General features: G+C 61.1%; 9 protein-coding genes and 5 pseudogenes. 2 read left to right on the plus strand and 12 right to left on the minus strand.

Translation table 11 applies throughout. The annotated features are described in order from the left end of the window. Positions 1-359: transposase (locus tag FEV53_RS18185; protein ID WP_142836148.1), on the minus strand; the 359-nt coding region annotated here is incomplete at its 3' end. A gap of 72 nt (positions 360-431) precedes the next feature. On the opposite strand from FEV53_RS18185, the pseudogene FEV53_RS18190 reads away from it, so the two are divergent. Further along, positions 432-1,136: pseudogene (locus FEV53_RS18190) on the plus strand (IS6 family transposase). 253 nt (positions 1,137-1,389) lie between these two features. Then, on the plus strand, positions 1,390-2,112 hold the full coding sequence (locus FEV53_RS18195) for a GntR family transcriptional regulator (protein WP_221931667.1): 723 nt from the start codon (positions 1,390-1,392) through the stop codon (positions 2,110-2,112). Positions 2,113-2,116: 4 nt separating this feature from the next. On the opposite strand, the gene FEV53_RS18200 is transcribed toward FEV53_RS18195, so the two are convergent. From FEV53_RS18200 to istA, 11 genes and pseudogenes are all read right to left on the minus strand, one after another. Beyond that, positions 2,117-3,643 carry a UxaA family hydrolase gene (locus FEV53_RS18200; RefSeq protein ID WP_142836149.1) on the minus strand — a complete coding sequence of 509 codons (1,527 nt, stop codon included), beginning with the start codon at positions 3,641-3,643 and terminating at the stop codon, positions 2,117-2,119. Between the two features lie 17 nt (positions 3,644-3,660). Continuing rightward, positions 3,661-4,602 (minus strand): 3-hydroxyacyl-CoA dehydrogenase, encoded by a 942-nt coding sequence (locus FEV53_RS18205; protein WP_142836150.1) that lies wholly within the window; start codon positions 4,600-4,602, stop codon positions 3,661-3,663. 14 nt (positions 4,603-4,616) lie between these two features. Continuing rightward, a complete protein-coding gene (kce, locus tag FEV53_RS18210) occupies positions 4,617-5,558 on the minus strand; it encodes a 3,5-dioxohexanoate:acetyl-CoA acetone transferase (protein ID WP_142836151.1) in 942 nt (313 codons plus the stop codon). A gap of 21 nt (positions 5,559-5,579) precedes the next feature. Next, positions 5,580-6,392 carry an SDR family oxidoreductase gene (locus tag FEV53_RS18215; protein WP_142836152.1) on the minus strand — a complete coding sequence of 271 codons (813 nt, stop codon included), beginning with the start codon at positions 6,390-6,392 and terminating at the stop codon, positions 5,580-5,582. An 11-nt stretch (positions 6,393-6,403) separates the two neighbouring features. Then, complete coding sequence (locus tag FEV53_RS18220) at positions 6,404-7,747, minus strand: TRAP transporter large permease (RefSeq protein ID WP_142836153.1); 1,344 nt, start codon at positions 7,745-7,747, stop codon at positions 6,404-6,406. Beyond that, positions 7,740-8,333 carry a TRAP transporter small permease subunit gene (locus FEV53_RS18225; protein WP_142836154.1) on the minus strand — a complete coding sequence of 198 codons (594 nt, stop codon included), beginning with the start codon at positions 8,331-8,333 and terminating at the stop codon, positions 7,740-7,742. Before FEV53_RS18225 ends, FEV53_RS18220 begins: the two co-directional genes overlap by 8 nt. An 18-nt stretch (positions 8,334-8,351) precedes the next feature. Next, entirely contained in the window at positions 8,352-9,386 is a 1,035-nt protein-coding gene (locus FEV53_RS18230; RefSeq protein WP_246100913.1) for a TRAP transporter substrate-binding protein, read from the minus strand. A gap of 186 nt (positions 9,387-9,572) precedes the next feature. After that, positions 9,573-9,731: pseudogene (locus tag FEV53_RS18235) on the minus strand (IS5/IS1182 family transposase); the annotation flags it as partial. Between the two features lie 56 nt (positions 9,732-9,787). Then, positions 9,788-10,470 (minus strand): annotated as a pseudogene (locus tag FEV53_RS18240) (IS6 family transposase). 88 nt (positions 10,471-10,558) lie between these two features. Then, a pseudogene (locus FEV53_RS18245) lies at positions 10,559-10,717 on the minus strand (IS6 family transposase); the annotation flags it as partial. 49 nt (positions 10,718-10,766) lie between these two features. Next, positions 10,767-11,352: pseudogene (gene istA, locus FEV53_RS18250) on the minus strand (IS21 family transposase); the annotation flags it as partial.

Consider the following 11,352-nt stretch of genomic DNA (forward strand, 5'->3'; position numbering starts at 1 on the left):
GAGCACATCGCGTTCGTCGGGAAATTGATCCCCCGGATCAATTTCTTGTCCTCCTCACCATCCACGGCCCGCCATAACCACATCTTGATACCGTTGATCGGAACGGCGACTTCATCGAGGTGCCACTTATCTGACGCTGCGGGCCGGTCGCGCTTGATGCAATGCGCGAAATGCCGACCAAACCGGTTCACCCATTTCCGAACGGCTTCCCGGCTGACGATGACGCCTCGCTCGGCGAGCAGATCCTTTACATCCGCCGTGCTCAGCGCGAACCGATGATAGGCCCAAACGGCGTAGGCAACGACTTCACGGGGAAAGCGGTAGCCCTTCAGGCGAGGCATCTCAGCTGGGACATTCATGGCGACCGGCTAAGCACCCTCGGGGCACCGTAAAGTTAAGGCGGTAATCGGTGAGATATGCGATCTGGCGGCATGATCCCCGCTGACCTCTATCGCCGCCACCGTTTCCCGCCGGACGTGATCGCTTATGCAGTTTGGCTATAATTCGAGTTTCCGCTGAGTCTGCGAATGGTTGAGGACCTGTTAGCTGCGCGTGGGATCATCGTGTCGCACCAGACTGTGCGGGCCTGGACGGAGAAGTTCGGTCGGCAGTTTGCGGGCAGGATCCGCCGGAAATCGGCTGGGAAGATGGGGGATAAATGGCACCTCGATGAAGTCGTCGTTAAAATCGGGGGCAAGAAACATTGGCTCTGGCGCGCTGTGGATCAGGAGGGTTTCGTCCTGGATGTCCTCGTGCAGAGCCGCCGGGACAAGAAAGCCGCCAGGCGGCTTCTGCGCAAACTCCTGAAAAAGCACGGCCTTCCCCGTGTCATGGTTACTGACAAGCTGAGCTCATATTCGGCAGCGAAGAAGGAGATCGCGCCGGGTATTGAGCACCGGTCTCACAAGGGCCTGAACAACCGTGGTGAAAATTCGCACCAACCGGTGCGACGACGAGAGCGGATCATGAAGGGGTTCAAGACGCCGGGACATCTGCAGCGGTTCGTCTCGATCCACGACCCGATCGCCAACCTGTTCCATCTGCCCCGCCACGAAATGACCTCCGCTGAGTTCCGGGAACTCCGTCAAGCCGCGATGAACCATTGGTGGAGCATCGCGGGCGTAGAGGTCGCGTGATTGCAGGGCCAATGCCCCACTCTCCTTATGCGCGGTAACTTTACAGTGCCATCTGCATGGGGTGCCGACCGCCATCGCGGAGGAGCGTGAACAAACAGACATCAACGAGTTGCTGCGCCGGAATTACATCAGACGCGTGTGAGCGCCGCACCGCTTACGGCTTGCCGTGCCCATCCGAAAAAGTGCGACGGCCCCCTAAGTGGCAACGCACTTACAACAACTCGACTATTCGCATATGTTACGCGAACGAAGGATGATAATTATAACCGCCCGCGCTCGCGGAGAAACGAAGAAGACCGAATTGCTGGAAAATGTAACACCGGTCCAGAAGGACAAGCTGCACGATCAGGTTTATGATCGACTCTGCACGCTCCTGCGCGAAGGGCAGTTTACGCCCGGCGAGCCGGTCCGTGTTGCGCGGGTGGCTGAGGCTTTTGCCGTCAGTGCGATGCCGGTACGTGAAGCGCTGATGCGGCTTGTTGCGATCGGAGTTCTGGCCAATGTCTCCGGGCGGTCGGTTGGTGTTCCGACCCTGACGCTTGAAGAACTGAACGACCTGCGCAATGTGCGGCTTGAAGTGGAGTGCCTCGCCGTCCGCTGGGCCGTTGCGAACCGCGATGACGCCTTTCTGAAGGATCTGTCCGATCTTTTGGCGCGTCTCGAAGAGACCGAGCAGTCGGGCGACATTCCGTCTTTTATCAAGACCAATTACGAATTTCACTTCCGGCTCTACCGTCAGTCCGGATCGCCGGTTCTGATGGGGTTGATCGACACGCTCTGGCTGCGGGTCAGCCCGCATCTCTACCAACTGGAGCGTGAAGATCAGTTCCGGGTCTCAAACGTTCTGCACCGGGAGATCGTCCGCGCGATCCGTAGTGGTGACGCAGAGGCCGCCGTGGCGGCTCTGGCGCAGGACCTCAAGGAAGCCTATGAGGTCCTGCTGCGCTCGCTGGCCGCATCTCAGAAAACCGGTTGACCCCTCACATCTGCGCGTAGGTTTGCCACGGCGCGAATTCCGCGTCGCCGATGTCGAGTTCTTCGGATTTCGTCTGCTGACCCGAGGCGGTTTTCAGTATCATGTCAAAGATCCGCTCCCCGGCCTCTGTCACGGTTTCGCTGCCATCTGCGATGGTGCCGCAATTGAGGTCCATGTCCTCCTGCATATGGCCGTACATGGCACTGTTGGAGGCGATCTTGATCGAGGGCACCGGCTTGTTGCCGTAACAAGAGCCGCGCCCGGTGGTGAAGCATACGAGATTGCAGCCCGACGCCACCTCGCCCGTGATCGACACCGGATCGTAGCCGGGGCTGTCCACAAAGACGAGGCCCTTGGCGGTAATCTTCTCCCCATAGCCATAAACGCCGTTCAGATTGGTGCTGCCCGCCTTGGCCACCGCGCCGAGGGATTTTTCCAGAATGGTGGTCAGGCCACCGGCCTTATTTCCGGGAGTCGGGTTGTTGTTCATCTCGGAGCCGTGCTTGGCCGCGTAGTCTTCCCACCATTCCAGCAGATCAACCAGCTTCTGCCCGACTTCGGGGCTCGCCGCGCGGTCGGTCAGGAGGTTCTCGGCACCGTAGATCTCGGGCGTCTCGGCCAGCGCCGCCGTACCGCCATTGCGCACGAGCAGATCCACTGCATGACCCAGAGCGGGGTTGGCGGTGATGCCGGAATAGCCATCCGACCCGCCGCATTGCAGCGCCACGGTCAGATGGGAGGCATCGACGGTCTCACGCTTAGCCTTGGACGCCTGATCCAGCGCGGTTTCCAGCCATTGCAGACCCTTCTCGATGGTCTTGCGTGTGCCGCCGGCACTTTGCAGCGTATAGTAGTGAAAGGTCTCGTCTTCGGGCCGCCCATAGGCCTCAAGCATCAAGGGGATCTGGTTGGCTTCACAGCCCAGCCCCAGCATGAGCACGGAGGCAAAATTCGCGTGGGTCGCATGGCCCCAGATCGCCCGTTGCAGCTTGCGGAACGCCTCGTCATCGGTGCCGATGCAGCAGCCCGCGCCGTGGACGATGGGGACGATGCCGTCGACACCGGGATACTGATCCAGCAAGCCCGCGCGCTCCGCCTCGCGGGTCAGCAATTTCGCCGCCGAGGCCGAGCAGTTCACAGAGGTGACAATCCCCACGTAGTTACGCGTCCCGACGCTGCCATCGGCGCGCACGTAGCCTTCAAAGGTCGCACGCTCGGCCACGGGCAGGACCTCGGTGGGACGGGCATGAGCGCCGTAGCGGTCGCTCCGCTCGAACGCGGTCATGGCAACGTTGTGCACATGCACATGGGCACCCGCCAGAATATCCTGTGTGGCGACACCAATGATGCTGCCGTATTTCACGATTTCCTGACCTGATGCGATGGCGGTCAGCGATAGTTTGTGGCCCGACGGGATGGCGTCCTGAGCCACCAGACCGGCCTGCGGCAGCGCCGTGCCCGGCTCGATCTGTCGCAGCGCGACGGCAATGTTGTCGCGGTCATTGAGGGTCAGGATATCAGGGCTTTGCATGGTGTCGGTTCCGGCTTTCAAAGGTTAGATTGGGAGCGTGCCTTGTGCCGCAGGAGCGCCATCAGGGTGCGGTCGCGTGTAGCCTGCGCGTCGGGAAGGTCCTGCAAGGGAATGAGACGTTCCATCTCGGCGCCGAGGGATCGGTCCACAACATCGGCCCAATCCGGCGCATCCGCGGGAGCGACACCGAAACCGCGATACATCTGACCGTAGCGGGCTACATAATCGGCGACGCCCCCGGGCGCATTCAGGTGGATCGTCTTCATCGGCCCCATAAAAGACCAGCGCAGGCCGAGCCCCTCGCAGATCGCCTTGTCGAGATCCTTGGCCGAGACGATCCCGTCGCCGACCAGCCGAAACGCTTCTTCGAGGAGTGCGCCTTGCAGGCGGTTCACCACGAAACCGTCGATTTCGCGGCTGAGGACAATCGTCTCCCGCCGCGCTTGCGTCATGATCTCTTCGACCCGCTTGGTGACTATGGCATCCGTCCAAGGTGTCGGCACAATCTCGACCGCCGGGATCAGGTGCGGTGGGTTGATCGGGTGGACGACAAGACAGCGGTGACGGCCCGGGATCTCCTCGCAATAGCGCGAGGCGGAGATACCGGAGGTGGAACTGCCGATGGGAACATCCGGCGCGGCGAGCGCGTCGATCTCGGTGGTGAGGCTGCGTTTCACCTCGACCCGCTCCGGCCCGTTTTCCTGCACGTAGACGGTCTCTTCGAGGGCATCTGCGAGGGACTTTGCAACCGAGAACCGGCTCAGAATGGCAGGGGCGTCAGCGGGATCGATCAGGTCGAACTCTGCCAGATCCGCGATCCGCTGATCCATAGCGTCAAGGGCGGCCTTGGCCGCGTTCGGCGCTGCATCGTAGAGCGCCACGGCAAAGCCCGCCTGCGCGAACACTGCCGCCCAACCCTGTCCGATCAATCCGCAGCCGATGATGGCGATCTTTTCCATGGCACCCTCGTTGATCAGAACGCGACCTGATCGCCGCCCTTGAGGCCAAGGATCTCACGTGCCTCGTCCGGTGTGGCGACCGAGAGGCCGAGACCTTCGACGATCCCCCGGATCTTCGCAACTTGCTCGGCATTCGATGTTGCGAGTTTACCGCGCCCGGCCCAAAGGCTGTCCTCCAGCCCAACACGGACATTGCCACCGAGCGTCGCGGCCTGCGTGGCTATGCGGAACTGGTTCGCACCAGCGCCCAGTACCGACCAGCGGTAGTCCTCGCCAAACAGCCGGTCGGCGGTGCGCTTCATGTGCAACACGTCCTCGGGGTGGCCGCCGATGCCGCCGAGAAGGCCAAAGACCGACTGGACGAAGAACGGCGCCTTCACCAGCCCGCGATCGGCAAAATGGGCGAGGTTGTAGAGATGCGAGATGTCGTAGCACTCGAACTCGAACCGGGTGCCGTTGCCGTAGCAGGTCTCCAGTACATATTCGATGTCCTTGAAAGAGTTGCGGAAGACGAGGTCGCGGGAGCCTTCGAGATGCTCCCGCTCCCAGTCATGTTTGAACTCCTTGAAGCGGTTCAGCATCGGGTAGAGGCCGAAATTCATCGACCCCATGTTCAGCGACGCCAGTTCCGGCTGCCAGGTCGCGGCGGGGGCGGCACGTTCCTCGACGCTCATATAGGGGCTGCCGCCGGTGGTGATGTTCATCACCGCATCGGTGGATTGTTTGATCCGCGGCAGGAACTGCGCGAACCCCTCAGGGCTCTGATCCGGACGCCCGTCGGCATGGCGCGCATGAAGGTGCAGGATCGAAGCGCCGGCCTCTGCCGCCGCGAGCGACTCCGACACGATCTCATCCGGCGTCACCGGCAGGTGCGGCGACATGGAGGGCGTATGGATGGCGCCGGTGATGGCACAGGTGATGATCACCTTACCCGATTTCACATTCTCTTTGCTCATGTCTGAACTTTCCGTTTCGCGTCAAAGCGCTTCGATATTGCCGTCCACGCCCAGTGACTGCCCTGAGAGCGTCGCACCAGCATCGGAGATCAGAAAAGCCACGCTCATGGCGACATCCTGTTGCGACACCATCCGGCGGAGCGAGATGTTGCGCAGGTAATTCGCCTCCATCTCCTCGTAGCTGATCCCCTGCGCGGCGGCGCGGTCGCGGATGACTCCCTCCATGCGGGGACCTTCGACAATGCCGGGCAGCACAGCGTTGACGCGGATGTTGCCGGGACCGAGCTCTTTGGCGAGGCTCTGGGTCAGGCCGATCACGCCGAATTTTGCCGCCGAATAGGGGCTGCGATGGACATAGCCGTGCTTAGACGCCGCTGAGCCCATATTCACCATGGCCCCGCCGCCCGCAGCCTTGATCATCGGGACAGCTTGCCGGGCGCAGAGGAACTGTCCCGTCAGGCAGATATCTACGCAGCGACGCCAGTCTTCGGGGGTGATGTCCTCGACCTTCGCCGTCGGTCCAGCAATGCCCGCATTGTTCACGAGCGCATCCAGCCCGCCCAGCTCCGCAGACACCGCGTCGAAAAACGCGCTGACCTGCGCATCGTCCGACACATCGGCCTGCATTGCGAGGCAATCGCCCAGCTCCGCACTCGCGGTTCGCAGAGCCTCCGCGCTCACGTCGCAGATCGCCAGCCGCGCGCCCTGTTCATAAAGAACCCGGGCGATGGCGAGGCCGATCCCCCCGGCGCCGGCGGTCACCACGACCCGGCGCCCCCGGAGACCCGGCAGGCGCAGCCCGGAGGCCCTGTCCTTGGTCACGTCATCCGTCATCTCAGGCTCCTTCAATTTCCGAATACGGCGTCAGGGACCGACAGGACCAGTTGTGGCCAGATGATCAGCAGCGCCAGTCCAAGCAATTGCAACGCGACGAAGGGAATGATGCCCCTGTAGATCATTCGGATGCTGATCTCTGGCGGAGCCACACCTTTGATATAGAATAGCGAATAGCCAAAGGGCGGGGTCAGGAAGCTGGTTTGCAGGTTCACCGCCACCAGCATCGCGAACCACAATAGCTGCTGATCGCGCGTGAGACCGAGCCCGAAATCCAGTCCCGCCACGATGGGCGCAAAGAGTGGAAGCACGATAAAGCTGATCTCGACCCATTCGAGGAAGAAGCCCATGATGAAGATCATCAAGAGCAGAATGCCCAGCGTGCCATAGGCCCCGAGATCGAAGAACAGGATCGCGTTCTCGATCATCTTGTCGCCCTTCAGGCCCTTGAACACCATGCCGAAGATCGTGGCGCCGACGAGCACACCGAGGATCATCGCCGAGGTGTTGCCGGTTTCGCGGACGCAGGCCGACAAGGTGCGGAAAGTGAGCTTGCGGTTCAGCGCGGCCAGACCCATGGCGCAGATCGCTCCAAGACCTGCGGCCTCGGTGGGCGTCGCAGCACCCGTCGCGATGGAGCCGAGGACGGTGAGGATCAGCATCAGCGGTGCGAAGAGATCGCGCAGGAGCGCAAAGGCCAGAGAACCTTCGCCCTCGCGCGTTGCGGAAATCGGGGCGTCGCCGGGTCGGGTGATCGCCACGAAGATGATGTAGCCAATATAAAGCCCGCCCAGCAGCAATCCCGGCACGATTGCACCGACAAAGAGCTCGCCCACCGAGATCTGCAGGATGTCGCCCACCAGCACCAGCATGATCGAAGGCGGGATCAGAATGCCCAGCGTGCCCGACGCGGCGATAGTGCCGACGGCCAGTTCGGGTTTATAGTTCTCGCGCAGCATGATCGGCAGGGCCAGCGTGCTCAGCATAACGACCGACGCGCCGACGATCCCGGTGCTGGCTGCCATGATGATGCCCAACAGCGCTACGGCAATCGCAAGCCCACCTCGTTTGCGCCCCAGCGCCCGTTCGAGACTATAGAGCAGGTTTTGCGCCAGCCCCGATTTGTCCAGCATCGCCCCCATGAAGACGAAAAGCGGCACGGCAAGGAGCAGCCAGTTCTCAATCACACCCGCATAGATCCGCGACACGCCGATCTTCAGGAAGGTAAAGGGCAGCCCGCCGATAAAGGCGAAGAGGATACCGATGCCCCCCAGCACGAAGGCCACAGGATAGCCGCTGAAGATCCCCGCCAGCAGGCAGACGACCATCATCAGCGGCACAAAATGTTCAATCATCCGGGAACTCCTCCGCATCGCCGCGTAGCGCCCGAAGCCGCAGGATGAGCAAGCCCAGCCCCGCCGCGAACAAGAGCGTAAAGCCGATGGGAATGAAGGATTTCAGAAAGTAGCGGTCATAAAGCCCGTCATAATCGGACCCTTCGCCCAGAGAGAAGGACCGCATGGCAAAGTCCTGACTGTGCCAGATCACGACCGCGCAGAAGGGCAGGAGAAAGAGCAGATGGCCGATGATATCGACAATGTTCTTTTGCCGCTTGCTCATGTGCTGGCGCAGGAAATCCACGCGGACATGGGCGTCACTGACCAGAGCGCTGGCGATGGTCAGCATCAGCATGATGCCAAAGAGATGCCATTGCAGATCGCCCAGACTGGCGAGGGTCAGCTTCGACCCGAACAGGAAAACATCGCTCTCCCATCGAAAGATCGTTCCGACCTTGGCGAGCGACAGCACGACGCTGATCAGCACCAGGACCAGAATGGGCAGGATCAGCCAGGCCGCGGCCTGCCCGATCCATGCGATCCCGCGAAGGACCGCATGAACGGGGCCGGTACCACGATCCGGAGACCCCGTGCGGGGTTCCATACCGTGTGCCACTATTGCTTACTCGGGCAGCGTCTGCAGCGAGGTCCAGCGACCCGAGGAGGCGACGAATTCTTTCATCGAATTGTAGGCTTCGCCATAGAGCGCGTCCTTGGCGGCCTCTTCCTCAAGCACCTTTTCGGTGGTCTCGCGCAGCTTCATCAGCACGTCATCGGGGAAGCGCTTCACCTCGGTGCCACCCGCCTCGAATTCCTCAATCTGGGGCGTCTGGGCGGAGGGCGCATAGGCCAGCGTCCACTGAAGGGCTTGCTGACAGGCGGCGTCATACATGGCGCGCTCGGCATCGCTCATACCATTCCACACATCCATGTTGATCAGCAGAACATCGATACTGCCCGGCTGGTGCCAGCCCGGATAGTAGTAGTATTTGGCGATCTGGTTAAACCCGAGATCCTTGTCGATGATCGGCAGCGAGAACTCGGAGGCATCGATCCGGCCGCGCTCCAGCGCCAGGTAGATCTCGCCCGCAGGCAGGAACTGGGCCGAGGCACCGAACTCGTTCAGAACCCGGGCGCCGACGCCGCTCATGCGCATCTTCAGACCGTTGAAATCTTCGACCGAGTTGATCTCTTTGTTGAACCAGCCACCGGGCTCGGGATTGGTCACGTGGCAGGCGAGCACTTTGACGTTCACCTCGTCAAAGCCCCGCTGGATGATCTCCAGACCGCCACCCACATGGAGCCAAGCCGCCAACTGCTCGGGGCCTGCACCAAAGGGCGTCGCCGCGATCTGCGCCACGGGGATGGTGCCGCCCCACTGACCGAGGAAGGTCCAGCCCGCCGGGATCGCGCCGGAGCTGACATTTTCAAGGATTTCACCCGCCGGAACCAGCTCGCCCGAACCATAGAGTTCCATGCCCACTTCGCCGCCACTCATGGCGCGCAGGGACTCGTCCATCATCTTGGCGCTGTCTGACAAGAAGGTCAGATCCTTCGGGATCGACATATGAACGTCGATGACTTCTGCCGTCGCGACAGTTGCGCCTGCCGCGATGAAACCTGCGGTCACAGCCGCCGTGAACTTAGAAAGTGCCAATGTTTTCCTCCCGTTTGCGCAGGCGATGGAATCCAAAGCCGACGGATTTGCCTGCTCAAGTATTGATGTTTCATTTTTGATCAAAAATCAATAAAATAATTGCGCCCGATTAGCGTGCCCGTCCGTTTGACCGGCATTGTTGCAGAACTCTTGGTTGAGGCGTGATTTCCCCTTTGCCCGCTGATGTCATGCGACGCGGACGATCTCGGCGGTGCCGAGGGCGTTGAAGCGGTTCATAAGGGCGATGTGGATATGGATTTCGGCGGTCTGGCGGTCGGAGTCTCTTGCCATGATGCGCTCACCGAAGGCTTTCAGGCAGCGCATCCTCGCCTCGATGCGGCTGCGGGGGTTCTGTCGCGAACTTTTCTGGCGCGCGCGGATAGCCCTTTGGCCAGACACACTTATCCTGCGAGGTCCGCGAAGACTTGGAACGGACTGCGTCCGGCATCACCAAGTTGCCCCTTTCGGATCATGTGAGCGGCCTCAATTCCCGCGAGGGTCGCCTGCGCAGCATCGAAGGATTTGAAGCCCATCATCGGGCGGGTGATCTTCTTGATGAACCGGTGGTCCTGCTCGATGCGATTGTTCAGATACGTCACCTGCAAGACCTCGATGAGCCAGTACCAGCCGGCCAGGATCAGCGCGATGTTCATGTTGTCGAGACCGGCCCGGTTGGCGCCACTCTTGTCAATGACCACCTTGTCCGGCCAGCCGTTCCGGTCCATCGTCCGCTCGAAGAACCGGGTGGCTGCGTCTTCGTCTCGCCGTTCAGACAGCATAAAATCAAGGGTTGACCGTCCCGATCCACCGCCCGGTACAGGTAGGTCCACTCCCCCTTCACCTTTATGTATGTTTCATCGACGGGCCATGATCTGGCGGTTGCCGCTTTGCGCTGCTGCGCCACGTCTGCGATCAGCGGCGCATATTTCACCGCCCAGCGGTTCAGCGTCGCGTGATCGACAGGGACGCTACGCTCGGCCATGATTTATTCCAGATCGCGATACGAAACGGCGTAGCGAACGTAGAAGAACACCGCGTAAAGGATGGCTTCTTTGGGATAGTGGGCGCCCTTGAAGTCGATCATCCTGTCATTCCGTCAGCGGTGGCGTTGAAGCCGTCGACATATCGACGTCACCCGCCAGGCGAAAGATCACACCCAAAATTTGCGACGGAACCGTTTCGCGGCTGACGATCACGCCGCGCTCTGCCAGGAGGTCCTCGACGTCGGCAGTGCTTAGAGCGAAGCGGTGATAGACCCAGACAGCATAAGCGATGATCTCGCCGGGGAAGCGGAAGCCCTTCAGGCGCGGCAGAGATGACCGCATTTTCATCCGGAACCCTGTAGCAAGGGCTGCACCATACAACAACTTGGCAATGCCCAACGAGGCACTTGTCGTTGTCGTAAAGGATCGACTGAGGGAGAGCGCCGAAGAACGCAAAGGCATGGACATGTCCGTCAAGCCAGGCCTCCGTGGTGGCTGCCGGGCAGGCCCGGACATAACAGGCGTCGCTGTGCGGCAGATCGATGGCAAAGAAGTGCGCTTTCTGCTCAACACCGCCGATCACCACAAGTGCTTCGCCAAAATCGGCCTGCGCATGCCCCGCGGGATGGCTGAGCGGCACGAACATCTCCTTGCCGGTCCGCTTCGAGAGCCGGACGTAATCCTTCACGATCGTGGAGCCGCCATCAAATCCGCACTCATCCCGCAGCCGCTCGAAAATGCGCTTCGCCGTGTGACGTTGCTTCCGTGGCCGGCCTTTGTCCTCGGTCAGCCACCGGTCGATCTGACCAATGAAAGCATCCAGCCTGGGCCGTCGGATCGGCGCCGTCCGCCGATACCCCGGCGGTTCCGAACAGGCCAGCATCTTCGCAACACTGTCCCGGCTGATCCCAAAAACCCCGGGCAATCTGGCGCCCGCTCAAACCGTCCTGAAAATGAGCCTGACGCACCTTCAAATACAAATC

Source organism: Palleronia caenipelagi (assembly GCF_007004065.1).
Taxonomy (GTDB): domain Bacteria; phylum Pseudomonadota; class Alphaproteobacteria; order Rhodobacterales; family Rhodobacteraceae; genus Palleronia; species Palleronia caenipelagi.

Excerpts from the sequence above, each read along its gene's own strand:
- FEV53_RS18195 (WP_221931667.1), top strand. The coding sequence starts at position 1,390 with ATGATAATTATAACCGCCCGCGCTCGCGGAGAAACGAAGAAGACCGAA.
- FEV53_RS18200 (WP_142836149.1), bottom strand. The coding sequence starts at position 3,643 with ATGCAAAGCCCTGATATCCTGACCCTCAATGACCGCGACAACATTGCC.
- FEV53_RS18205 (WP_142836150.1), bottom strand. The coding sequence starts at position 4,602 with ATGGAAAAGATCGCCATCATCGGCTGCGGATTGATCGGACAGGGTTGG.
- kce (WP_142836151.1), bottom strand. The coding sequence starts at position 5,558 with ATGAGCAAAGAGAATGTGAAATCGGGTAAGGTGATCATCACCTGTGCC.
- FEV53_RS18215 (WP_142836152.1), bottom strand. The coding sequence starts at position 6,392 with ATGACGGATGACGTGACCAAGGACAGGGCCTCCGGGCTGCGCCTGCCG.
- FEV53_RS18220 (WP_142836153.1), bottom strand. The coding sequence starts at position 7,747 with ATGATTGAACATTTTGTGCCGCTGATGATGGTCGTCTGCCTGCTGGCG.
- FEV53_RS18225 (WP_142836154.1), bottom strand. The coding sequence starts at position 8,333 with ATGGAACCCCGCACGGGGTCTCCGGATCGTGGTACCGGCCCCGTTCAT.